Origin of the sequence: Oerskovia douganii (assembly GCF_015142735.1) — a bacterium.
Lineage (GTDB): Bacteria > Actinomycetota > Actinomycetes > Actinomycetales > Cellulomonadaceae > Oerskovia > Oerskovia douganii.
Map to the genome: position 1 here is coordinate 1 of NZ_JACSPN010000038.1, position 25,139 is coordinate 25,139.

General features: G+C 71.6%; 16 protein-coding genes and 2 pseudogenes. 12 read left to right on the forward strand and 6 right to left on the reverse strand.

What is annotated here, in order from left to right:
• A partial coding sequence (locus H9623_RS18300; protein WP_193721440.1) for a glycoside hydrolase family 43 protein occupies positions 1-958 on the forward strand: 958 nt, incomplete at its 5' end.
• A 55-nt stretch (positions 959-1,013) separates the two neighbouring features.
• Positions 1,014-1,265, forward strand: coding sequence for a hypothetical protein (locus H9623_RS18305; RefSeq protein ID WP_193721441.1), 252 nt, complete (start codon positions 1,014-1,016; stop codon positions 1,263-1,265).
• Positions 1,266-1,398: 133 nt separating this feature from the next.
• Here the strand turns inward: H9623_RS18305 and arfA (H9623_RS18310) are convergent, their stop codons facing one another.
• Positions 1,399-2,943: an arabinosylfuranosidase ArfA gene (arfA, locus tag H9623_RS18310; protein WP_193721442.1), complete on the reverse strand. Its 1,545-nt coding sequence runs from the start codon at positions 2,941-2,943 to the stop codon at positions 1,399-1,401.
• A gap of 96 nt (positions 2,944-3,039) precedes the next feature.
• Here arfA (H9623_RS18310) and H9623_RS18315 point away from each other — a divergent pair, with 96 nt between their 5' ends.
• A complete protein-coding gene (locus tag H9623_RS18315) occupies positions 3,040-5,013 on the forward strand; it encodes a glycoside hydrolase family 127 protein (protein ID WP_193721443.1) in 1,974 nt (657 codons plus the stop codon).
• 101 nt (positions 5,014-5,114) lie between these two features.
• Entirely contained in the window at positions 5,115-6,218 is a 1,104-nt protein-coding gene (locus H9623_RS18320; RefSeq protein WP_193721444.1) for a LacI family DNA-binding transcriptional regulator, read from the forward strand.
• 22 nt (positions 6,219-6,240) lie between these two features.
• Here H9623_RS18320 and H9623_RS18325 read toward each other — a convergent pair whose 3' ends face one another.
• The 5 genes and pseudogenes from H9623_RS18325 to H9623_RS18345 form a co-directional block, all read right to left on the reverse strand.
• Positions 6,241-6,942 (reverse strand): DUF624 domain-containing protein, encoded by a 702-nt coding sequence (locus H9623_RS18325; RefSeq protein ID WP_193721445.1) that lies wholly within the window; start codon positions 6,940-6,942, stop codon positions 6,241-6,243.
• Positions 6,939-8,246, reverse strand: a complete 1,308-nt coding sequence (locus H9623_RS18330; RefSeq protein WP_193721446.1) for an arabinan endo-1,5-alpha-L-arabinosidase — start codon at positions 8,244-8,246, stop codon at positions 6,939-6,941. The genes H9623_RS18325 and H9623_RS18330 overlap by 4 nt, the downstream gene beginning before the upstream one ends.
• A 1-nt stretch (position 8,247) precedes the next feature.
• Positions 8,248-9,102: a carbohydrate ABC transporter permease gene (locus tag H9623_RS18335; RefSeq protein ID WP_193721454.1), complete on the reverse strand. Its 855-nt coding sequence runs from the start codon at positions 9,100-9,102 to the stop codon at positions 8,248-8,250.
• Positions 9,103-9,119: 17 nt separating this feature from the next.
• Entirely contained in the window at positions 9,120-10,082 is a 963-nt protein-coding gene (locus H9623_RS18340; protein WP_193721447.1) for a carbohydrate ABC transporter permease, read from the reverse strand.
• Positions 10,083-10,413: 331 nt separating this feature from the next.
• A pseudogene (locus tag H9623_RS18345) lies at positions 10,414-11,436 on the reverse strand (ABC transporter substrate-binding protein); the annotation flags it as partial.
• 312 nt (positions 11,437-11,748) lie between these two features.
• Between H9623_RS18345 and H9623_RS18350 the strand changes: the two are divergent.
• The 8 genes and pseudogenes from H9623_RS18350 to H9623_RS20200 form a co-directional block, all read left to right on the forward strand.
• Entirely contained in the window at positions 11,749-13,104 is a 1,356-nt protein-coding gene (locus H9623_RS18350; protein WP_321575540.1) for a glycoside hydrolase family 27 protein, read from the forward strand.
• Between the two features lie 84 nt (positions 13,105-13,188).
• A complete protein-coding gene (gene arfA, locus H9623_RS18355) occupies positions 13,189-14,700 on the forward strand; it encodes an arabinosylfuranosidase ArfA (RefSeq protein WP_193721448.1) in 1,512 nt (503 codons plus the stop codon).
• Positions 14,697-15,761 (forward strand): arabinan endo-1,5-alpha-L-arabinosidase, encoded by a 1,065-nt coding sequence (locus H9623_RS18360; protein WP_321575541.1) that lies wholly within the window; start codon positions 14,697-14,699, stop codon positions 15,759-15,761. Before arfA (H9623_RS18355) ends, H9623_RS18360 begins: the two co-directional genes overlap by 4 nt.
• A gap of 407 nt (positions 15,762-16,168) precedes the next feature.
• Positions 16,169-17,158, forward strand: a complete 990-nt coding sequence (locus H9623_RS18365; RefSeq protein ID WP_193721450.1) for an ABC transporter substrate-binding protein — start codon at positions 16,169-16,171, stop codon at positions 17,156-17,158.
• A 137-nt stretch (positions 17,159-17,295) separates the two neighbouring features.
• Positions 17,296-18,834 carry a sugar ABC transporter ATP-binding protein gene (locus H9623_RS18370; RefSeq protein WP_193721451.1) on the forward strand — a complete coding sequence of 513 codons (1,539 nt, stop codon included), beginning with the start codon at positions 17,296-17,298 and terminating at the stop codon, positions 18,832-18,834.
• On the forward strand, positions 18,831-19,964 hold the full coding sequence (locus tag H9623_RS18375; protein ID WP_193721452.1) for an ABC transporter permease: 1,134 nt from the start codon (positions 18,831-18,833) through the stop codon (positions 19,962-19,964). Before H9623_RS18370 ends, H9623_RS18375 begins: the two co-directional genes overlap by 4 nt.
• Entirely contained in the window at positions 19,961-21,070 is a 1,110-nt protein-coding gene (locus tag H9623_RS18380) for an ABC transporter permease subunit (RefSeq protein ID WP_321575542.1), read from the forward strand. Before H9623_RS18375 ends, H9623_RS18380 begins: the two co-directional genes overlap by 4 nt.
• A gap of 261 nt (positions 21,071-21,331) precedes the next feature.
• A pseudogene (locus H9623_RS20200) lies at positions 21,332-25,139 on the forward strand (alpha-L-arabinofuranosidase C-terminal domain-containing protein); the annotation flags it as partial.

Below are 25,139 nucleotides of genomic sequence, written 5' to 3' on the forward strand. Positions count from 1 at the left end.
GTCGGGCCGCCCCCGCGCGGGGGGGGCCGACGCGTTCGGCTACCTGCTGGTGCACTTCGTCGAGGACCCGGACGAGCACCGTGAGACCGTCCACTGCTCGCTCAGCCGGGGCGACGACCCGACGGCGTGGGACCGGCTGGGCGTCGTGCTCGAGTCCCGGCTGGGCACGACCGGGCTGCGCGACCCGCACGTGGTGCGCACAAAGGACGGGTTCGTCCTCGTCGCGACCGACCTGCGGGTGTTCGGCGGCGACGACGCGGGGTGGGACGCGTGGCAGCGGCACGGGAGCAGGTCGCTCGTGGTGTCGAGGTCCGCGGACCTCGTGCGCTGGTCCGAGCCGCGGCTGGTCGAGGTCGCGCCTGCCCGGGCGGGCATGGCGTGGGCGCCCGAGTCCTTCTGGGACGAGCGGGCCGGGCAGTTCGTCGTCCACTGGTCGTCGACGTTGTTCGGGCCCGACGACGACGCGCACGCGGGGGAGTCGTACAGCCGCGTGCTGTACGCCACCACGACCGACTTCGAGACGTTCTCGCCCGCGCGCGTCCTGCTCGACACGGGCCGCACCACGATCGACACGACCATGATCGAGCACGGTGGGCGCGTGTACCGGTTCCACAAGGACAACAGCCCGGGCGGGCGCGGCCTCTACATGGACGTGGTCCCGCACGCGCTGTCCGACGACGCGACCGTGCTGGCCGAGCGCATCGGTGCGGACCTGTTCGGTGACGTCGAAGGGCCGCTGGTGTTCCGGGCGAACGACGCCGAACGCTGGTACCTGTTCGTCGACCAGTACGGGGACGGGGGCCAGGGCTACCGGCCGTTCGTCACCGACGACCTCGCGTCGGGCCGCTGGGAACCCGCGGGCGGGGGCTTCGACCTGCCCGACCGCACCAAGCACGGCGTCGTCGTCCCGCTGCGGGGCGACGAGTGGCAGCGCCTCGCGCGCGCCTGGGGGCGCTGACGCGACACCGAGGCGCCGCCCGCGCCGCCGACGCGGCCCGGCCTATGCTCGGACGATGGGTCCCGACGCGCAGGCATCGCTCGTCCGGCTCCACGAGCTGGCGCGCACCACCTCGGCCGACGACCTCCGGGACGGCGCGCGGCTCGGGGAGCTCGCGAGGCTCGTGCGCGGCACGTCGGCAGCCGGCGCGAGCGCCGACCAGATCGCGGCGTCCGGCGGGCTGTCCGTGGTCTGGGTGCGTTCCGTGCTCGACCAGACGGACGAGCCCGTGCGCGACCGGCTCGGACGGACCCTCTGGGTCCTGTGACCGGCAGGTCGCCGGGCCCGGCCTCCCGACGAGGCCTCCCGACGAGAACTCCCGACGAGTCTTCCCGAGTTTTCCCGACGACGTGCGCACCCCGCCGGGCGGGGGCCGGGATCGTCCGGCGGGGTGCGGGTGGTCAGGCGTGGGAGAGGGTCCCGGACAGGGCCGTCCACGACTCGGGGTCGAGCGTGACGGTCGTGCGTGCCGCGCCTGCACCGGAGGAACGGGTCGTCGACGCCACGTCGACGGCGGACCAGCACGCGTCGAGGACCTTGCGCGCGTGCGCGGGTCCCTCGACCGCGGCCTCGTGGTCGGCGACCATGCGCCACCCCTCGGTGAGGTCGATGCTCAGCCCGAGGTGGTCGACGTCGACGTCGACCGGTTCGGCGGACCTGTTGGTGAGGAAGAGCGCGACGGCGCCGGTGGCGGGGTCGTGCGTGGCCGCGGCGGTCACGAGCGGGACGTCGCCGTGCGCCCTGGTCGGGGTCGTGGGGACCTCGACCCGGACGTCGAGCACCTCTCCGCGTGCGAGGCGGGCGGTCGTGGCGAACGGGTGGAAGGTGGGCTGGCGCCACGCCTCGCCGTCGGGCTCGGTCATGATGGGGGCGATGACGTTGACGAGCTGTGCGAGCGCGGCCACGGGCACGCGGTCGGCGTGGTTGAGGAGCGTGACGAGCAGGTCTCCGACGACGACGGCGTCGAGCGCCGAGTAGACGTCCTCGATGATGCGCGGGGCGTCGCGCTGGACGGGCAGGTTGGTCTCGCCGGGGAAGCGGGACTGCAGGTACCAGACGTTCCACTCGTCGAACGAGATGGTGATCCTCTTGTCGGAGCGGCGGGCGGCGCCGACCGCGTCGGCCGACGCCACAACGCGGTCGATGAACCGGTCCATGGCCGTGCCGGACCCGAGGAACGACGCACGGTCCCCTGCGAGCTCCTCGTAGTACGCGTGCATGGAGATGTGGTCGACCAGGTCGTAGGTGTACGACAGGACGGTCTGCTCCCACTCGCCGAACGTGTCCATCTGCATCGAGGACGAGCCGCACACGACGAGCGAGATGCTCGGGTCGACGAGCTTCATGGCCTTGCCGGCCTCGGCGGCCAGCTTGCCGTACTCGTGGGCGTCCTTGTGGCCGATCTGCCACGGTCCGTCCATCTCGTTGCCGAGGCACCAGAGCCGCACGCCATACGGCTCGGCCCGCCCGTTGGCGATGCGCAGGTCGGCCCAGCGCGTGCCGGCCTCGCCGTTGCAGTACTCGACGAGGGCGGCGGCCGCCGCGACGCCGCGCGTGCCGAGGTTGACGGCCATCATGGGCTCGATGCCCTCGCGCTCGGCCCACCGGAGGAACTCGTCGGTCCCGACGGTGTTGGGCTCGACCGTGCGCCACGCGAGGTCGAGGAAGGGCTTGCGGTCCTCGACGGGGCCGACGCCGTCCTCCCAGACGTAGTTCGAGACGAAGTTCCCGCCGGGGTAGCGGAGCATCGTCACGCCGAGCTCGTGGGTCAGCTCGGCGACGTCGCGGCGGAAGCCGTGCTCGTCCGCCGTGGGGTGCCCGGGCTCGTAGATGCCGGTGTAGACGGCGCGGCCCAGGTGCTCGACGAACGAGCCGAAGAGGCGGCGGTCGATCGGGCCGACCCGGAAGTCGGGGTGGAGCGCCACACGGGCGCGGAGGTGCGTCATCGGGATCCTCGCTTGTGGTCGTCCCGGCGGGGCCGGGGGTGCTTTACAACGATGTAGAGTCTACCTGAGCACGACGCCGAACCCGGAGGAGACCTCATGACGACGACAGCCCGAGGCCCGGTCGGCGGGCGGGTCCCGCACGCCGTCTGGGCCCCCCTGCCCGTCGGTTCCGTGACCCTCGGGACCGACGCCGGGCTCGGTGCGTGGCAGGCCGCGAGCGCACGCGCGACCGTGCCGCACTGCCTCGACGCGCTCGAGTCCTCGGGTGTCCTGGACAACCTGCGGCGACTGCTCGACGAGGGCGACCCCGCACGCCACGACGGCCCGTACCGCGGCTTCAACTTCGCCGACTCCGACGCCTGGAAGACGCTCGAGGCCGTCGCGTGGGACGCCGGCCGCACGGGCACGGACCCTCACGAGGACACGGTCCGCGCGATCGTGGACCTCGCCCGTACGGTCCAGGACCCCACGGGCTACCTCGACTCGCACGTCCAGGGTGGGGCCGCGCCCTCGGGCACCCCCTACGCCGACCTGCGCTGGGGCCACGAGCTGTACGTGCTGGGACACCTGCTCCAGGCGGGCATCGCCCGCTCGCGCGCCCAGGGGCGCGACGACCTGCTGACGGTCGGTCGCCGCTGGGCCGACGACGTCGTCGCCCGGCTCGTCGACGGCGAGGAGCTGGTCTGCGGTCACCCCGGCGTCGAGACCGCTCTCGTCGAGCTCGCGCGACACACCGACGACCCGCGCTACCTCGACGCCGCGGTCCGCATGATCGACCTGCGCGGTCACGGCAGGCTCGGCTCCGGGCCGTTCGAGCCCGGCTACCACCAGGACGCGCAGCCCGTGCTCGCCTCGACCGAGGTCACGGGCCACGCCGTCCGGCAGCTCTACCTCCTCGCGGGCGTGACCGACGTCTACCTCGAGACGGGCGACCCCGCGTGGCTCACGACGCTCGAACGACTCTGGGAGGACGCGTACGGCCGACGCGCCCACGTCACGGGCGGCATGGGGTCGCGGCACAAGGACGAGTCGTTCGGCGACCCGTACGAGCTGCCGCCGGACCGCGCGTACGCCGAGACGTGCGCCGGGATCGCGAGCGTCCACTGGTGCTGGCGCATGCTCCTCGCGACGGGGCAGGGCCGCTACGCCGACGAGCTCGAGCGTGCCCTGCTCAACGTGGTCGCAGGAGCGACGTCCGCGGACGGCACCCGCTTCTTCTACTCCAACCCGCTGCACGTGCGTGAGGGGCACGACGGCTCGAGCGAGTACTCGCCGTCGGGCAGGCTGCCCTGGTTCGCGTGCGCGTGCTGCCCGCCCAACCTCGCGCGCCTGGTCGCCTCGCTGCACCACTACGTCGCGACCGGGCGCCAGGACGGCACGCTCGCGGTGCACCTGTACACCGACGCCGACGTCGTCCTGCCGTCCGCAGGGGTGGCCCCCGGGACGTCGTCGGCGCGGCTCGAGATCCGCACGCGCTACCCCGACGACGGGACCGTCACGGTCCGCTCGGTCGACCCGTGGCACGCGCCCGTCGCGCTGCGCGTGCCGGGCTGGGCCGACCCCGCCCGGGTGCGCCTCGTCGTCGACGGGGAACCGCGCGAGGCCGTCGTCGTCGACGGCTACGCCACGGTCGTTCCCGGCCCGGACGGGGTGCGAGAGATCCTTCTCGACCTTCCCCTCGACGTCCGTGCGGTCCGTGCGCACCCCCGGGTCGACGCGGTCCGCGGCTGCGTCGCCCTGGTGCGCGGCCCGGTCGTGCACTGCGTCGAGCAGGTGGACGTGCCGGGCGTCGCGCTCGAGGACGTCGTGCTCGACCTCGGCTCGCCCGTGCGCGTCGCGGGGCCCGTCGACGGGATCGACGCCCCCGTGACCCTGCGGGCGCGCGGCCTCGCGCGCCCCGCGGTCCCGGACGCGCCTCTCTACGCCGACGCGCGCGACGGTGCCGAGGACGGTGACGAGCACGCCGGCACCGACGTGGTCGTGGACCTCGTCGCGGTCCCCTACGCTCTGTGGGGCGAGCGCGGTGAGGGGGCGATGCGCGTCTGGCTCCCCACGGCTGGTGACCGGTGACCCCCGACGGCGCCGGTGCGGCGCAGACCGCGGGACGTGACCCCGTGGCACAGTTGACGCCCGAGGTGCTGCCGCCCCGGGAGCGAGGAGGAGTGAGACGGATGCCGGTGACGATGCACGACGTCGCAGCGCGGGCAGGCGTGTCGATCAAGACGGTGTCCAACGTCGTCAACGGCTACGCCCACATCCGCCCCTCGACCCGCGACCGGGTGGAGAAGGCCATCCAGGAGCTCGGCTACCGCGTCAACGTGTCCGCCCGGAACCTGCGCACGCGCCGCACGGACATGATCACGCTCGCCGTCCCCGAGCTCTCCCTGCCGTACTTCGCCGAGCTCGCCGACTCCGTGATCCAGGCGGCCGACGCGCAAGGCCTCACGGTCCTCATCGAACAGACCAACGCCTCGCGCGAGCGAGAGCTGGACGTGCTCTCCGGGCATCGACGGCACCTCACGGACGGGCTCGTCTTCTCGCCGCTCGCCCTCGGTCCCGACGACCTCGAGCACTTCGACGTCGACTTCCCCCTCGTGGTGCTCGGTGAGCGCATCTTCGGGGCGCCCGCGGACCACGTGACCATGAACAACGTCGCCGGCGCCTACGCGGCGACCGAGCACCTCCTCTCGCTGGGCCGCCGCCGGATCGCGGTCGTCGGGGCCCACGCGGGCGAGTCCGTCGGGTCCGCCGCGCTGCGCCTCGCGGGGTACGAGCAGGCGCTCGCGGACGCGGGCATCCCGCTCGACCCCCGCCTCGTGGGGGAGGCCGGCCTGTGGCACCGCTCGACGGGGGCGGAGACCATGGGCCGCATGCTCGACGACGGCGTGGAGATCGACGCGGTCTTCGCGCTCAACGACGCCATGGCGCTCGGCGCGCTGCACGCGCTGCACGCGCGCCGCGTCGACGTCCCGGGCGACGTCGCGATCATGGGCTTCGACGACGTCGACGACGTGCGCTACTCGGTCCCCACCATCAGCTCGGTCTCGCCCGGCCGGCCGCAGATCGCCCGCACGGCCGTCGAGCTGCTCGTCGAGCGCATCGGTGCCCGGCCCGACGAGCCGCAGGTGCCCTTCCGCCGGGTGGTCCCCGACTCGTCGGTCGTCGGCAGGGAGTCGACGGGCGACGTCCCGCCCGGTGGCGGCGAGCGCGTGGTGTCGGTCCAGCCGGGAGGCACCGAGACGGTCGAGGTCGTCCGGCGCGCTGCCGGGAACTGACCCACCCGTCGTCGTCGCGACCTCAGGTCGGGGCGTGGGCCCGTGCGTCGAGCCGCTCCAGCTGGCCGTCGGCGAGCAGCCCCGTGGCCAGCAGCGGGACGCTGACCCCGACGAGCGGGACGAGCACGGGCACGAACCACCACACGAGCAGCAGGACCGTGCTCGTCACGAGCATCGCGAGCGCGGCGGCCGGACCCAGCGCGGGCAGCAGCACGAGGAAGCGCCACGTGCGCACCCAGGGCTCGTCGTACCGCCGGGCGACCGCGGGCACGTAGGCGGCCACCACGAGCGTCCAGGCAGCCACGACCGTGCTCCCAGCGCTCAGGGCCGCCGCCGCGGGACCGTCCAGGGCGCGGAGCACCGCGGCGTCGACGAGCAGCACGGCCGCCGCGACGACCACGGGCAGGCCGAGCAGGACGAGGCGGCGCCAGGCCGCGGCCCAGCCGGTCCAGAAGTCGCGCCACAGACGGTCGGAAGGATCTGCGTCGGCGAGCCGGGCCAGGAGCCGCCCCCCGGAGTCGAGAGCGGGGAACAGGCCCAGCACGACCCCGCCCGCGAGGGTCCCGGCGATCACGAGCAGGTTGACCGCGACGAGCTGCATGACCCACCGCAGCACCTGCATCACGCGACCGGCCCAGCCGTGCACCTCGTCGCCGGCGGTCCTGGGCGAGGGGGGCGTGGGGCGGGGAGCGGGCGCGGTCACCGGACGATCGTGCCAGGTCACGGCTCGTCCTCCACGCGCGTCGCGACGACGACCCGGCCGTCGTCGCCGAGCGCGGTGACGGACGTCGCGGCACGCCCCCGCACGGCGTCCCACGAGGGGAACACGACCGCTGCGACCTCGACCCCTGCGGACGTGGCCCAGGTGAAGCGTCCGCGGCCGTGAGCGCGCCCCGAACCGGGCGCGACGTCGAGCGGTCCCCGGACCGACGCCTGCACTGCCGAGGGGTCCGTGTCGAGGTGGACCCGGTCCCACGTCCCGACGAGCTGTGCGACGTCCGACGGCCAGGCCGACTCGTCGTCGACCTCGCGGGACGGCCCGGCCCAGGGCTGCGGGGCGACGAGCGGCCAACCGTCGTGCGTCCACACGAGGCGCCGGACCTGGACCCGGTGACGGGTCGGGTCGTGCGCGTCCCGGACGTGGTGCACGAGGGTCTGCCGCCCGGGCTCGGTCAAGACCGAGGCGTGCCCCGGAGCGAGGAGGCCCGGGCCCCCGGCGAAACGGTGCCCCGCGAGGACGGTCGTGCCCGCGTCGGGGGCGTCCAGGTCCGCCAGGTCCCGGCCCGAGCGGTCGAGGTAGGGCCCCTCGACGTCGTCGGACACCCCGACGCGCACGTGGTACGTCGAGAACAGCGAACCGTGGCTGACCAGGAGCGCCCAGCCGCCGCCCGGGCGCTCGACCACGAACGCCCCCTCGACCGCGCCGTCGACCGAGCGCGGGCGTCGCGCGACCAGCGCGCCGGGGGCCGTGTGCAGGGCCCCGGGAGCCGGCGCCCCCGGAGCGAGGCCGGTCGCCGGATCGAGGTCGAGCACGTGGATCCCGCCGAAGAACGACCCGTAGACGAGGTGGTGGCGCCCGTCGGGCGCGACGACCACCTGGGCGTCGATCGCGTTCGGGTGGGCCAGCCCGGCAGGGTCCGGCAGGTGGTCGCTCGCGACGACGACGCCGCCGTCGGTCCAGGGCCCCCCGGGGTGCTGCGCCGTCGCGAGGCCGATCGCGGACCGTCGCGAGCCGAACGACGAGGCCGAGTAGTACATGCGCCACCCGTCCGCGACCCGCACGACGTCGGGGGCCCACAGACCCTCCGCCCCCGACCACGCCGCGGCCGGCCCGGGTACCCCCTCCAGGGCCCAGCCGTGGAGCTCCCAGTCGACCAGGTCCCGCGAGCGGCGGACCTGGACCCCCGCACGGAGCGGGCCGTCGGTCGCGGTGTCGGTCGAGAAGAGCCAGTAGGTGCCGTCGTCGTCGCGCACCGCGGTCGGGTCGTGGGCGTGCTCGGCGCCCCACCCCGCAGCGTCGTCCCGCACGTCAGCCCTTCGATCCGGTGAGCGCGACCGACTGGATGATCTGCCGCTGGAAGATCAGGAAGATCACGAGGATCGGCAGCAGCGCGACGAACGACGCCCCCATGATCAGGGGGTAGTCCCGCTGCGTCGCGAACTCGACGTTGAGGTTGGCGATGACGACCTGCAGGGTCTGCTTCTCGGGAGAGTTCAGGTAGAGGATCGGGGCGAGGTAGTCGTTCCAGATCGTCATGAACCACAGGATGAATTGCGCCGCGATGGCGGGCTTGATCATCGGCAGGATCATGACGCGGAAGATCTGGAAGTACGAGGCGCCGTCGATCTTCGCGGCCTCGACGATCGAGTCCGGTACCGACTCCAGGTACTGGCGCAGGAAGATCATGATGATGTTCCCGAACAGCAGCGGGACGATGAGCGGCAGCAGGGTGTCCACCCAGTGCAGCCGGGAGAACATGACGAACTGCGGGATCATGATCGTCGGGTACGGGATCATCAGGCCCGAGAGCAGCGCCAGGAAGATCACGTTCTTGCCCGGGAGCCGCATCTTGGCCAGGGCGAAGGCCGCGAGCGACGAGGTCACGGAGCCGACCACGGTGACCGTCGTGGCCACGACCAGGCTGTTCCGGAAGCCCGAGAGGATGGGCGCCTCGGACCACATGCGCGTGTAGGTGTCCCACTGCGGGTCCGAGGGCCACAGCACGGGCGGCAGCGCGAACACCTCGGGCTTGGTCTTGAGGGACGTCGAGAACATCCACAGCAGCGGTGCGATCATCACCACGGCGAACAGCGCGAGGACGACGAAGAGGATCGTGTTCGTCACGCGGTTGCGGCCGGTGACGCTGTCGAGGGTCTTGCTCATGTCGGTGACTCCTGCCCTCAGTCGATGCTGAAGCTGTTGCGGCGGTTGAGCCGGAACTGGATGAGCGTGATGACGAGGACGATGACGCCCAGGACGACCGCCATGGCCGTCGCGTAGCCCATCTGCTGGTACTTGAACGCCTTGCGGACGATGTACCAGACGACGCTCGCGGAGCTGAACTCCGGGCCGCCCGCCGGGGTCATGATGTTGATCTCGGTGAAGATCTGGGCGCCCGCGATCACGTTGGTGACGACGATGAAGAACGTCACGGGGCGGACCATGGGCAGGGTGATGGACCGGAACTTCTGGAACGCGTTCGCGCCGTCGAGGGACGCGGCCTCGTACAGCGCGGCCGGGACGGACTGGATCGCCGCGAGGTAGAGCAGCATCGAGTAGCCGAGGCCCTTCCACACGGCCATGAGGATGATCGCGGGCTTGACCGTGCTCGTGTTCTGGAGCCAGTCGGGGCCGTCGATGCCGAACCAGGACAACGCCTGGTTGATGAGCCCGAAGTCGCCGTTGTAGGCGAACTGCCACACGATCGCGATCGCGGCGAGCGACGAGATGACCGGCACGTAGTAGACCGTGCGGAAGAAGGTGCGGCCGGGGATCCTCCGGTTGAGCGCGATCGCGAGCACGAGGGCCAGCACGATCCCGATCGGGATGCCGAGCATGTAGAAGAACGTGTTGAACAGGCTCTTGTGGAAGTACTCGTCGGTGAGCAGCGTGGTGTAGTTGTCCAGGCCGACGAACCGCATGGCGCCCAGCCCGTTCCAGCTCGTGAGCGACGCGTAGAGCGCGAAGCCCAGCGGGTACAGGGTGAAGGCCAGGAACCCGACGACGGGGGCCGCGACGAACGCGTAGGCCCACCGGTGCTCGGTGCGGTGGAGGCGGCGTCGGTCCTTGGCGCTGCGCAAGGTCTGGGGCCGCGACGTCGTGCTGGCCGGAGCGTCGTCTGTGACGTCCGCGATCTGCGTCATCGGGGTGGTTCCTCTCGGGTGGCGACCGGTGCTGGTGAGCGGCGGCGTTGGACTCGTCGAGCAGCGCCTGCATCCGGGGCTGGGTCTCGGCGAGGTAGTCGGCCGCGGTCTGCTTGCCGTCGAGCACCGGCTGGATGTTCGTCCAGAGCTCGTCGTACCACTCGGCGCCGTACGTGAACGCGGCGGGCATCGCGTGCCCGTAGTCCTCGACGATGTCGAGGAACTCCTGGCGGTTGGCCGGCGCGGAGTCGGGGACCGCGGCCCACTCGGCGGCGGCGTCGACGAGGTTGGGGACCTGGATGTTCGCGTCGACGAGCGTCTTCTGCGCAGCGGGGTCGGTCGACAGGTACGTCGCGAGCCGGACGGCGTTCTCCGGGTCCTTGGTGGTGCTGGAGACGCCGATCCCGAGCGAACCGATCCACGTGGCGCTCTCGCCGCCGCTCATCGACGGCCAGGGGATGAGGTCGTAGTCGAAGTCGAGCTCGTTGTAGACGCTCACGTCCCACGGCCCGACGGGGAAGAAGCCGATCGAGCCGGCCATCCACCGCTGGTAGGTGTCGAGGGTCGCGGCGTCGGAGGCCGACGGCGTCACGCCCTCGACGTTGGTGAGGTCGGCGAAGGTCTGGAGCGCCTCGGCGAACTCGGGCGTGTCGACCGTGACCTCGGTGCGGTCGGCGTTGGTCCAGTCGCCACCGTTGCTCCAGACCATCGACTGGAGGTTCCACTGGACGTTGAGCCCCGTGCCCCACTGGTCGACGGCGCCGTCGCCGTCGGTGTCGGTCGTGAGCTGCTTCGAGATCGCGACGAACTCGTCCCACGTGAGCGGGACGTCCTTGTCCGGCAGCGGGATGCCGGCGGCCTCGAGCATGGTCTTGTTGTAGCCGAACGAGAACGGGCCCACGTCCTTGGGCAGCCCGTACAGCCGACCGTCCGGCGTGCCCTGGAGCGTGCCGTCGAAGCGGTAGGAGTCGACGCCGTAGGACCAGATGTTGTCGAGGTCCACGCCCGACTCGGCGACCTGGTCGGTGATGTCCATGAGGACGCCCGAGCTCACGTAGGACTGCAGGTTCGCCTGCTCGAGGTAGAAGACGTCGGGCACGTTGTTCCCCGAGACGGCCGCCTGGAGCTTGGTCGAGTACTGGTCCGCGTCGGTGACGATCATCTTGACCGGGACGCCGGTCTCCTCGGTGAACCGCGTGATCGCGTCCTCGTAGGCCTTCTTCTCGTCCGGTCCGCCGCGGAACATGAACGTGAGCGTGTCGCTGCCGCCGGAGTCGCCGCTCGAGCAACCGGTCAGCGCGATGCCTGTCGCCAGTGCGATACCGACGACGGTGGTGAGTCGTGACTTCTTCATCACGGGTCCTCTCGTTCCTCAGGTGTCCTGGGAGGACGGCTTGCCTCGCTGCGGATCGGCGGTCGTCGCGTGGTGCGGCGGCCGGGGTCCGTGGTCTCCGTCGACCCGATTTACATCGATGAAAACGAACGGTTGCACGCGACGTGCCACCGGGTCAAGTCGGCCGGGTCACGAATCTACAACGATGGAAACTGATGGCGGATCGGTCGTGGCGCCGGGTTGACGGGGCCGGGGGAGGCCCGGCATCATCCTCGTCTACAACGTTGTAGAGCGTCCGACGACGGACGCTCGTGAGCGCCGAGGAGCCTTGCCGTGCACACCACCGCCACCACCCCGCCCATGGGGTGGAACTCGTGGGACTGCTTCGGGACGACCGTCACCGAGGCCGAGGTCCTCGCCAACGCCCGCTTCCTCGCCGCGCACATGGCCCACGTCGGCTGGGACACCGTGGTCGTCGACATCCAGTGGTACGAGCCGACCGCCCGCGCCGGCGGGTACAACGACGGCGCCCCCGTGCTGATCGACGACGACGGCGTCCAGCGCCCCGCGCCGGGACGCTTCCCGTCCGCGCAGGACCGGCTCGGGCTCGCGCCGCTCGCGGCGCAGGTGCACGCGCTCGGGCTGCGGTTCGGGATCCACCTGATGCGCGGCATCCCACGACGCACGGTCGAGGCGGACCTCCCGGTCCGTGGCACCCCGTACCGCACCGGCGAGATCGCCGACCGGACCAGCACGTGCTCCTGGAACTCCGACAACTACGGGCTGGACCTCGAGCACCCCGGGGCGCGCGCGTGGCTCGACACCCAGGTCGACCGCGTCGTCGGCTGGGGCGTCGACCTCCTCAAGGTCGACGACATGCTCGCCCCGTACCACGCGGACGCCGTCGAGGCGCTCGCGGGCGCGGTCGCCCGTGCGGCGGACCGGCACGGACGCGACGTCGTGCTCTCGCTCTCGCCCGGCACCGACCTCTCGCTCGCGCGGCTCGGCCACCTGCGCCGCCACGCCACCATGTGGCGGGTCTCCGACGACCTCTGGGACCGGTGGGAGGACGTCGAGGCCCAGCTCGGTCGCCTGGCGCGCTGGGCACCGCACCAGCGCCCCGGTGCCTGGGCCGACGCGGACATGCTCCCGCTGGGGCGCATCGGGCTCCGGGCCGAGCGCGGCGGACCGCGCGACAGCCGGCTCACGGTCGACGAGCGCCGCACGCTGCTGTCGCTCTGGTGCCTCGCACGGTCCCCGCTCTTCATGGGCGGGGACCTGCCGAGCACGGACCCGGCGACGATCGCCGACCTCGTGCACCCCGGCCTGATCGACGTCCTGCACCACTCGACGGGTGGAGCGGAGCTCGTGCGCGAGGGGGACCTCGTGGTCTGGGGCGCCGAGGGCACCGGTCCGTGCGCCGGCACGCGCTGGGCGGGCGTCTTCTCGACCGCAGACGCACCCGTGCAGGTGCGCGTGCCGGCCGCCGCCGCGGGCCTGGCCCCTCTCGCTCCCGGGGGTGCCGCGCTCCTCGACGTCGTCGACGTCTGGACCGGCGCCGGGGTCCCCGTCGACCCGGCCGGCGCCGTGACCGGCGGCGAAGCGGTCCTCACGCTCGACGTCCCCGCGCACGGGGTGCGCCTGCTGCGCCTCGACCCGCCCCGGCCGCCGGGCGGGGCACCTGCCTGACGGCCCGCCAGAGCGGGCCCGGGCACTGCCCCCGCACCGCGCACCACCGACCTCGTCACCACAGCACGACCCTGGAAGGACACCATGTACTCAGCGACCCTCACCCTCGATCCGGCGTTCGTCGTCGGGCCCGTCCGGCGCCGCACGTTCGGCTCGTTCGTCGAGCACCTCGGCCGGTGCGTCTACACGGGGATCCACGACCCGGACCACCCGACCGCCGATGCCGACGGGTTCCGGGGCGACGTCCTCGACCTGACGCGCGAGCTCGGCGTGACGACCGTGCGGTACCCGGGCGGGAACTTCGTCTCGGGCTACCGGTGGGAGGACGGGGTCGGGCCCGTGGGCGAGCGCCCCACGCGCCTGGACCTCGCGTGGCACTCGAGCGACCCGAACCTCGTCGGCGTCGACGAGTTCATGCGGTGGGCGGACAAGGCGGACGTCGAGCCCATGATGGCCGTCAACCTCGGGACCCGCGGTGTGCAGGAGGCCCTCGACCTGCTCGAGTACTGCAACGTGCCCGGCGGGTCCGCGTGGTCCGACCGTCGTCGGGCCAACGGCGTCGAGGAGCCCTACCGCATCAAGATGTGGTGCCTCGGCAACGAGATGGACGGGCCGTGGCAGATCGGCCACAAGACGGCGCACGAGTACGGGCGTCTGGCGGCCGAGACCGCGCGCGCCATGCGCCTCATGGACCCGGGCCTCGAGCTCGTCGTGTGCGGCTCGTCGAGCTCCGACATGCCGACCTTCGGGGAGTGGGAGCGGGTCGTGCTCACCGAGACGTACGAGCACGTCGACCACGTCTCGGCCCACGCGTACTACTGGGAGGAGGACGGCGACCTCGCGTCCTTCCTCGCGTCCGCGGTGGACATGGACCACTTCGTCGAGTCGGTCGCCGCGACCGCGGACGCCGTCCGGGCGGCGGGCAAGCACGAGAAGCGCATCCACATCTCGTTCGACGAGTGGAACGTCTGGTACCAGAAGCGTGCCGAGTCGCGGCCGCCGTCGGGCGACGACTGGCCCGTGGCCCCGGTCCTGCTCGAGGACCGCTACAACGTCGCCGACGCGGTCGTCGTCGGGAACCTGCTCATCTCGCTCCTGCGGCACACCGACCGGGTCCACGCGGCGTCGCTGGCCCAGCTCGTCAACGTCATCGCGCCGATCATGACCGAGCCCGGTGGACGGTCGTGGCGTCAGACGACGTTCCACCCGTTCGCGCTCACGGCCCGGCACGCGGCGGGCGACGTGCTGCGGGTCGCGGTCGAGTCGCCCGCCGAGGAGACCGCGCGGTTCGGCGACGTGCCCGTGCTCGACGCGGTCGCGACGCACGACCCCGGCACGGGGGACGTCGTCGTGTTCGCCGTCAACCGCTCGACGACGACCCCGGTCGACCTCGACGTCGACCTGCGCGGCTTCCCGGGGCTGCGTCTGCTGGACGCGCGCACGCTGTCCAACCCCGACCACACGTGGCAGGCCACGGCCGACGACGCCACGAGCGTGGGGCCCGTGCCCAACACGTCGGCCAAGGTGGCCGACGACCGCGCCCGAGCGGAGCTTCCGCCCGTGTCGTGGTCGGTGCTGCGCCTGGGTCGCGCGTGATCGCGTCCCGGCGTGGGATCGCGCTCGCCGCGGGCGCGACCGCGGGGGTCGTGCTCGCGGCGGGCCTGGCCCTGGCGCTCGCCAGGCCCTGGGAGCCCCCCGCCGGGTTCGCGCTCGAGGTGTCGGGCGACGTGCGGGTGCACGACCCCGAGCTCGTCGTCGGCGAGGACGGCGAGCCGTGGTTCGTGTACTCGACGGGCGACGTCGCGGTCGGGTTCGGCGCACCCCAGGTCCGGCGCTCGGACGACGCCGGCCGGACCTGGGCCGAGGTCGGCACGGCGTGGGACGTCGCGGGCGACCCGTCCTGGGTCCGTGACGAGATCCCGGGCGTCACGAACTTCTGGGCGCCCGACCTCCACGAGCACGACGGGACCTGGTACCTGTACTACTCGGCGTCGACGTTCGGCAGCAACGACTCGGCGATCGGGTTGCGCACGGGATCGACGCTCGACCCGGCCGAGCCGGGGTACGGGTGGCGGGACGAGGGTCTCGTCGTGCGCTCGCGTCCGGGCGAGGAGAGCTTCAACGCGATCGATCCCGCGGTGGTCGAGACGACGGCAGGAGAGCCGTGGCTGTTCTTCGGCTCGTTCTGGGGCGGGATCCAGGCGCTGCCCCTCGAGTGGCCGAGCGGGAAGGTGGTCGAGGGGGCCGAGCCCGTGACGGTCGCGAGCCGGGTCGGGTCGCCCAACGCGATCGAGGGGGCTGCCGTCGTCGGCCGGGACGAGTGGTACTACCTGTTCACGTCGCGCGACGCGTGCTGCCGGGGGACCGACTCGACGTACAGCGTCGCCGTCGGCCGGTCGCGCGCGATCACCGGGCCCTACCTCGACGAGGACGGCCGTGACCTGGCGCGCGGGGGCGGGACCCCGCTCCTCGAGTCCTCGGGGTACGTCGTGGGCCCCGGCGGGCAGTCGGTCGACGAGGGGCGGATCGCGTTCCACTACTACGACGCCCGAGAGGGCGGTGACTTCCGGCTCGCGATCCATGAGCTCGCCTGGACGGACGAGGGGTGGCCGCGGGCTGCCGTGCTGCCGACCGAGGGAGGGCCGGAGGAGGGCTGAGCGACCTCGCGGCAGAGCCGCTCCCGACCGACCCGCACGAACGGGGCGAGGTACCGTTGATCCCGGTACGCCCCGTCGTGTCGGGTTCGTCGGCATGTTCTCGTGATCGAAACGTGACCCCAGCGACTATCGCTTCCTGCGTGTGAGCGCTAACATCGTTCACCAGGGGGTGTTAGCGGTCACATTCGGACCTTCGGCAGGACAGCTCGGTCGTCCCTCCGAAACCCCGGACGTGACCGGTCCGGCCGACGTGCGACGCAAGTCGTACGACGCCTGTCCCGGGGGTGGACAGGTCTCGGAGACGGACACCGACGCACCTGACAGCGCACCACCACGATTCGACAGCCCGACGACGGGCCGAAACGGTCTCGGCAAGGCACCGACGGCCGAATCTCAAGGAGGAGATCATGTTCAACAAGACCACGGCACGCGTGCGGTTCACCGGGATCCTCGCAGGCGCGGCAGTCCTCGCGCTCGCGGCCTGCGGCGGCGGCGGCACCGACTCCGCCGACGGCACCGAGGGCGCAGGCGGCGGCGGCGAGAACATCCGCGTCGGCTTCTCCCAGCTCGGCGCGGAGAGCGGCTGGCGCACCGCGAACACCGAGTCGGTCAAGGCCAACCTGACGGCCGAGAACGGGATCGACCTCACGTTCGTCGACGCGCAGCAGAAGCAGGAGAACCAGATCAAGGCCCTGCGCGACTTCATCGACCAGGACGTCGACGTCATCGCGTTCTCCCCGGTCATCGAGACCGGCTGGGACGAGGTCCTCCAGGAGATCAAGGACGCCGAGATCCCGGTCGTGCTCGTGGACCGCACGGTCGACACCACGGTCGAGGACCCGTTCGTCACGTGGATCGGCGCAGACTTCACGGCCGAGGGCGTCACGGCGGGCGAGTGGGTCGCGGAGAACGCCCCCGACGCCAAGGTCTTCGAGCTCCAGGGCACCATGGGCTCGGGCGCCCAGACCAACCGCCAGGAGGGCTTCCGCTCGGTCGTCGAGGACCAGATCGTCGGCGAGGCGACCGGCAACTTCACGCGCGCCGAGGGCAAGGCGGCCACCGAGGCCGCGCTCCAGGCCTACCCCGACATGACCCTGATCTTCGCGCACAACGACGACATGGGCCTCGGCGCCATCGAGGCCATCGAGGCCGCGGGCAAGGTCCCGGGCAAGGACATCCAGATCGTCACGGTCGACGGCGTCAAGGACGGCCTGACCGCGCTGCTCGAGGGCAAGTTCAACTTCGTGGTCGAGTGCAACCCGGCCTTCGGCGACCAGCTCCTCGAGCTCGTCAAGCAGGTCGCGGCCGGCGAGGACGTCGAGAAGGAGACCATCGTCGTCGACCAGGCGTTCGACCAGACGATCACGCAGGACGTCATCGACGCCCGCTCGTTCTGACGAGCAGCACCCGGCGGCTCGTCGCCGTGCCCGCGGCACGGCGAACCCCGGGCCGCTCTCACCGCAGGCGGGGCGAGACCCTCGCCCCGCCTCCGGTGACCTGAGCACCAGCACCTTCCCCAGGACGGAAGAACAACATGTCAACGACGACTGCAGCGGACGCGGCGCCCGTGGTGGAGATGACCGGGATCACCATCGAGTTCCCGGGCGTCAAGGCTCTCGACGGCGTCGACCTCACGCTGCGCCCCGGCGAGGTCCACGCCCTGATGGGTGAGAACGGCGCCGGCAAGTCCACCCTCATCAAGGCACTCACCGGGGTCTACCGGATCGATGCCGGGCGCATCGTGGTCTCGGGCTCCGAGCACCGGTTCACGCGGACCCGCGACTCCCAGGACGCGGGCATCAGCACCGTGTACCAGGAGGTCAACCTCTGCTCGAACCTCTCGGTCGCCGAGAACATCATGCTCGGCCAGGAGGTGCGCTTCGGCCCCTTCATCAACTGGCCCGCGACACGCCGCAAGGCGCGCGAGCACCTGGCCCTCCTCAACCTGGACATCGACCCGTCGTCGGCCCTGTCCTCGCACTCGATCGCGGTGCAGCAGCTCTGCGCGATCGCGCGGGCCATGGTCGTCGACTCGAAGGTCCTCATCCTCGACGAGCCCACGTCGAGCCTCGACAAGGCCGAGGTCGCCGAGCTGTTCGACGTGATCCGCTCGCTGCGGGACAAGGGCGTCGCGATCCTCTTCGTGTCGCACTTCCTGGACCAGATCTACGAGATCACCGACCGCCTGACGATCCTGCGCAACGGCCGCCTCATCTCCGAGCACCTGACCAAGGAGCTCCCGCGCATGGAGCTCATCTCCGCGATGATCGGCCGGTCGGGCGAGGCCCTGGCGGACGTCGAGGAGCGCGCGCACCGGGTCGCGTCGGAGCACGACGAGGCCCCCCTGCTCCGGGCCGTCGCCCTGGGGCGCGACGGGTCGGTCGAGCCGTTCGACCTCGACGTGCACGCGGGCGAGATCGTCGGTGTCGCGGGGCTGCTCGGCTCGGGGCGCACCGAGGTCGCGCGCCTGCTGTACGGCGCCGACAAGGCGGGCAGCGGCACGCTGACGTTCGACGGCACGACGCGCGCCGCGACCCCCCTGACCTCGATCAAGCGAGGCGTCGCGTTCTCCTCGGAGGACCGCAAGAAGGAGGGCATCATCGGGGACCTCACGGTCCGCGAGAACATCGCCCTCGCGATGCAGGCGAGCCGTGGCCCGTGGCGACCCGTCCCGGCCAAGGAGCTGGACGCGGTCGTCGAGCGGTACATGAAGGCGCTCAACGTCTACCCGGCCAACCCGAACATGCTCATCAGGAACCTGTCGGGCGGCAACCAGCAGAAGGTCCTCCTCGCCCGGTGGCTCGCGACCGAGCCCCGTCTCATCATCCTCGACGAGCCCACGCGCGGTATCGACGTGGGTGCGAAGGCCGAGATCCAGCGCCTGGTCGCCGAGCTCGCCGGCCAGGGCATGGGCGTCGTCTTCATCTCGTCCGAGCTCGACGAGGTGCTGCGCCTGAGCCAGCGCGTCGTCGTCATGCGGGACCGCCAGAAGATCGGCGAGATCACCAACGGGCCCGACGTCACGTCCACCACGATCCTCGAGACGATCGCAGCGAGCGGGAGCGCATCATGAGCACCACCACCACGACCCCGTCGGCCCCGCCGACGGCGTCCGGCAGCCCCAGGCCCCAGGGTGCCCGGGCCGCCGTGCGTCGCGTGACGCACCACCACCTGTTCTGGCCCGTCGTCGCGCTCGTCGTCATGCTCCTCGCGTGCGGCCTGCGCAGCCCGGGGTTCCTCGACGTGACGATCATGGACGGCCACCTGTTCGGTCAGCCCGTCGACATCCTGCGGGCCAGCGCCACGCCGCTGCTGCTGGGCATCGGCATGTGCCTGGTGATCGCGACGGGCGGCATCGATCTCTCGGTCGGTGCCGTCATGGCGATCTCGCTCGCGGTGTCGTTGACCTACATCGACGCGAGCGGTACGGGCGGGACGGTCGGCACCGCGCTGACGGCGGTCGCGATCGGCCTGCTGGTCGCCGCGGTGATCGGTGCGTTCAACGGCTTCCTCGTGACGGTCCTGGGCATCCAGCCGTTCATCGCGACCATGATCCTCATGGTCGCGGGGCGCGGTATCGCGATGCTCATCACCAAGGGGCAGATCACGACGACGACGAGCCCGCCCTTCAAGTCGATCGGCTCGGGGTTCGTCCTGGGCATCCCGACGCCCGTGGTCATCGCAGCGGTCGTGTTCGCGCTGGTGGCGCTGCTGGTGCGCCGGACGGCCCTCGGCATGCTCGTGGAGTCGATCGGCATCAACCGTGAGGCCAGCCGCCTCGCGGGGGTGCAGTCGCGGAACATCACGTGGTTCGTGTACCTGCTCTGCGGCCTGCTCGCGGGGCTCGCGGGCATCGTCTACGGCGCCCCGACCATGGCCGCGGACGCCAACAACATCGGTCTCATGAAGGAGATGGACGCGATCATGGTCGTCGTCCTGGGCGGCACCAAGCTCGACGGCGGCAAGTTCAGCCTCGCGGGCGTCGTGGTCGGTGCGCTGCTGCTCTCGACGCTCGAGCGTGCCGTGGTCATCTTCCACATCAGCTCGCAGATCACGCCCCTGTTCAAGGCGCTCGTGCTCATCATCGTGTGCATCGCGGCCTCCGAGCGGCTGCGGTCGCTCCTCACGTCGCGACTACCGAGGAAGCGCCCGGCGCCGGGCACGGGAACGTCGACGCCGAGCGCGCAGGAGGTGACGGCGTGAGCACGGTCGAGACGGCGCCCCAGGCGCCCAAGAGCTCTCAGCAGGGCAAGGCTCCGCGGGGTGGCCACGACACGGGTCTCGTGGCACGCCTCGCGACGCACCCCGTGGTCCGCAAGCTCGCGGACCGCCGGCTCCTGCCGGTCACGGGCACGCTCGTGGCCCTCGCGGTCATCCTCGTCGTGGGGCAGGTCCGCTACAGCACCGACCGCCGCGACTTCCTGAGCATGCGGCTCTTCTCCAACCTGCTGGTCGACAACTCGTACCTGATCGTCCTGGCGATCGGCATGACCTTCGTGATCATCACGGGCGGGATCGACCTGTCGGTCGGCGCCGTGGTGGCCCTCGTGGGACTCGTCGTGGCGAAGCTCCTGATCGTGGGGGCACCGCTGCCGGTGGTCCTGATCCTGGGCGTGCTGATCGGCACGACGTTCGGCCTGCTGATCGGCGTGATGGTCCAGTACTTCGACATACAACCCTTCATCGCGTCGCTCGCCGCGATGTTCCTCGCGCGCGGCCTGGCCAACGTCGTGAGCGTCCAGTCGCTCGCGATCAAGGACGAGGGCTTCGCGGCCCTGGCCTCGTGGAAGATCAAGTTCGGCGAGGGCCGTGAGGCCTGGAGCATCAACCTCAGCATGGTCATCGCGTTCGTGGTCCTGCTGATCGCGATCTACCTGCTCCACTACACGCGCTTCGGCCGCACGGTCTACGGGCTGGGCACGGGCGACAACGGCGCGGCCGTGAACCTCATGGGCCTCAAGGGCAGCTCGACCAAGGTGTGGGTCTACGTGATCAGCGGCACGTGCGCCGGGATCGCGGGCATCCTGTTCGCCTTCTACACCAAGTCGGGCTTCAACCTCACGGGCATCGGCATGGAGCTCGACGCGATCGCGGCGGTCGTGATCGGCGGCGCGCTCCTGACCGGCGGCGGCGGGTTCGTCCTGGGCTCGGTCGCGGGCGTGCTCGTCTACGGCCTGATCCAGGTGCTCATCGCCCGCGAGGGCCTGGACTCCTGGTGGACCAAGGTCTTCATCGGCGTGGTCCTGCTCGCGTTCGTCCTGCTGCAGCGGGCCATGACGTTCCGCCAGGGGCGCGGAAGCGCCACCTAGCGCCCGTCCAGCACCACTGCCTCGCGCGGGTCGGCCCTGGAGCCGGTCCCGTGCGAGGCACCACAGCCCGGTCCGTCGAGGCAGACGGACCGAGAACGGCCCGGAGGTGGCACCCTCCCGGTCGAGCCCGTCCCGGCTGGTACCGGGGCCGGCTCGGAGGACCGGGAGGGTGCACCCGCCGGGCGCACCCCGTACAGCAATGGAGCGCACGGGACACACCCGCCATCGCTCCTTTCCTCGTCGCAGCAAGGTTGGAGCAACGTGATCATCTCTCATCCCTCTGCCCGCGGGTCGTCCCGCGGCAGGACGACCCGCCCCTGGGCGGCGTGCGTCGCGGTCCTCGCGCTGGGGGCGACGTCGGCCCTGGCGGTCGCGCCGGCCGCGGTCGCGGTCCCGGAGCCGGTCCTCCCGGCCGACGCCTGGGTCGACCAGTTCGACTCGGTCGAGCTCGGCTCGGCGTGGGACGTCGTCAACCCGGTCCCGTCGGCGTGGTCGCTCGCGACGACGCCCGGGTCGTTGACCCTGACGTCCCAGACGGGCGACACCTACCAGGAGGCGAACACCGCGAAGAACGTCTTCATGGTCGACGTCCCCGTGGGTGACTTCACGGTCGTGACCAAGGTGTCGGCCCCGGTCGGCAAGGTCTACCAGGGCGCGGGCCTCATCGCGTGGAAGGACATGGACAACTACGTCCGCGCGGGCCTTACGTACGTGGGCGCCCTGTCCCCGTCGGCGCGCGCGATCGAGCTCGACAACGAGACGGGCGGGTCGTTCTCGGCGGCGTCGTTCACCGACCGTGCGGGCTCGACCGGGGAGACGCTGCGCATGCAGCGCACCGGTGACACGCTCGCGGTGTCGTACTGGGACGCGACCGCGGGCGACTGGAGGCCCGCGGGCTCGACGACCGTCACGTTCGACGTCACGCAGGTGGGCCTGTACGCCCTCGCCGCACAGGACGGCTCGAGCCACACCGCGACGTTCGACTACGTCGCGGTCGACGCGGCGGAGGGCCAGGACGTCGTCCCGACGGGGACGTTCTCGCTCGTCGGCCCGGCGGACAGCAAGCACCTGGTCCTGACGGACACGGGTCTGTCGTTCGTCGCGCAGCGTCCGGCGTCGCCGCTGGGCCTGGTGGCCACGGCGGTGGCGGGCGGGCCCGACGGCGCCGCGACCCTCGCGCAGGCGGGTACCGGTCTGCCGGTGGTCGTCGCGGGCGACGGGCGCCTCACGCTCGGGGCCGCGGACGCGACCCCGGCCCAGGTCCGGCTGACCGACGTGGGCGGCGGCAGGCTCGCGCTGCGCGTGCCGGGCGCCGCTGCCGGGGAGTTCGCGGGAGTGCGCGCCGCGGACGGCGCCCTGGTGCTCGGTGCCGAGGAGGCTGCGGCGAGGCTCACGCTCACCGCGCTGTCGTCGGCCGAGCACACGCTCGCGATCGACGCGGCGGGCGAGACCGTCGAGATGAGCGACGACCTGTACGGGATCTTCTACGAGGACATCAACTACGCCGCGGACGGCGGGCTGTACGCCGAGCTCGTGCGCAACCGCTCGTTCGAGTTCAACTCCTCGGACAACTCCTCGTTCACGGGGCTCACGGCCTGGGAGCGGGTCGCCCGCAACGGCGCCACGGCGACCACGACGGTCGTGACCGACGCGCAGCGTCTCAACGACAGCAACCGGTACTACCTGCGGCTCGACGCGTCGGCGCCCGGCGCCGGCATCCGCAACGCGGGCTTCAACACGGGCTTCTTCCTCGAGAAGGGGGAGAAGTACGACGTCGAGGTGTGGGCGCGCTCCGCCGTCGGGCAGGACCTGACCGTGCAGGTGGAGGACGCCGCGGCGGGCACCACCTACGCGACCGGGAAGGTGCGCGTCGACGGCACCGACACGTGGAAGAAGTACGCGGTGACCCTCACCGCGACCGGCACGACCGCCGCCGGGCGCCTCGCGGTCCTCGCGGGCGCCGCGGGCACCGTGCGCCTCGACATGGTCTCGCTCATGCCGCAGGACACGTGGGTCGGGCCGGTCAACGGCAGGACCCACCTGCGCAAGGACCTCGCCGAGAAGATCGACGCCATGAACCCGCAGTTCCTGCGGTTCCCGGGCGGCTGCGTGACCAACGCGGGCACGTTCGACACCTACCTCGAGAGCAACGGCACCGACCGCCGGCGCACGTACCAGTGGAAGGAGACCATCGGGCCGGTCGAGGAGCGGGCCACGAACTGGAACTTCTGGGGATACAACCAGTCGTACGGGATCGGGTACTACGAGTACTTCACGTTCGCCGAGGACCTCGGCGCGACGCCTCTGCCCGTCCTGTCGGTGGGGGCCAACGGCTGCGGCAGCACCATCCCCGAGATGAAGGACGACGTCCGGATCCAGCGCTGAGTCCAGGACACGCTCGACCTCGTCGAGTTCGCCAACGGTGACGTCACGACCGAGTGGGGCGCGGTGCGCGCCGAGCTCGGCCACCCCGAGCCGTTCGGCCTGAAGTACCTGGGCCTGGGCAACGAGGAGAACACCAAGACGTTCGAGGCGAACTTCCCGAAGTTCAAGGACGCCGTGCGCGCCGCGTACCCGGACGTCCAGATCATCTCGAACTCGGGTCCGGACGACACGGGCCAGCGGTTCGACGAGCTCTGGGAGTTCAACCGTGCGCAGGAGGTCGACCTGGTCGACGAGCACTACTACAACGACCCGAGCTGGTTCCTCGAGAACGCCGACCGCTACGACGACTACGACCGCGAGGGCCCGCACGTCTTCCTCGGCGAGTACGCGTCGCGCGGCAACACGTTCTTCAACGCGCTGTCCGAGGCCGCCTTCATGACGGGTCTCGAGCGCAACTCCGACGTCGTCGAGCTCGCGTCCTACGCGCCGCTGCTCTCCAACGAGTCGTACGTGCAGTGGTCGCCCGACGCGATCTGGTTCGACAACGACGAGTCGTGGGGCACGCCCAACTACTACGTCCAGGAGCTGTTCGCGAACAACGTGGGCGACGCGGTCGTCCCGTCCGTGCACGGTGCCGACGCCTCGGCCGAGCCCGCGCTGGACGGAGGCGTCTTCCTGTCCACGTGGTCGACCAGCGCGTCGTACGACAACGTCACGGTCACCGACAACGCGAGCGGCGACGTCCTGTTCCAGGACGGGTTCGACGACGCCACGCAGTGGTCGCCCGTGACCGGGACGTGGGCCGCGCAGGACGGCGTCTACACGCAGTCCTCGACCTCGGTGACGGACGCGCGCTCGATCGTCACGGGTGCCTACGCCAAGGACTGGAAGAACTACACGCTCGAGCTCGACGCCCGCAAGATCGCCGGGTCCGAGGGCTTCCTCGTGGGCTTCGCCGCGGGCGGACCGAACGACTACTACTGGTGGAACATCGGCGGCTGGAACAACACCCGCTCGGTCCTCCAGCGGGCCGACGGCGGCAGCGCCGCCGAGGTCGCAGCGGTCGAGAACAAGAGCGTCGAGACGGGCCAGGGCTACAAGGTCAAGGTCGTCGTCCAGGGCAGCACGATCCAGCTCTACCTGGACGGCCAGCTCCAGATCTCGTACGAGCAGCCCGCGGCGAAGTCGCTCTACCAGGTCGTCACGCGCGACGAGGAGTCGGGCGACCTCGTGGTCAAGGTCGTCAATCCGACCGCGACCTCGGCCGACACGGCCGTGACGGTCGCAGGCCAGGTGATCGCGGCCCAGGCCACGATCACCGAGATGGTCGGCGCGCCCACGGACACCAACACCAAGGCGAACCCGCGGGCGATCGTGCCCGTCGAGCGGACCTGGGACGGGGCGTCCAACGCGTTCGACTACACGTTCCCGGCCTACTCGGTCACGTTCCTGCGGCTCCAGACGGCCGGTGCCGAGGTCGAGCCCGTGGATCTCGCGGTCACGGCCAAGGCGCAGTGCGTCGCGGGGCGGGCGAACCTCACGGTGCGTGCGGTCAACGGTGAGGACGAGGCCGTGAGCGTGGCGCTCACGACGCCGTTCGGCACCAGGACGTTCGCGTCGGTGGCGCCGGGCAAGAGCGCGTCGCAGTCGTTCAACAGCCGTGCGGCTGCGGTCCCCGCGGGGC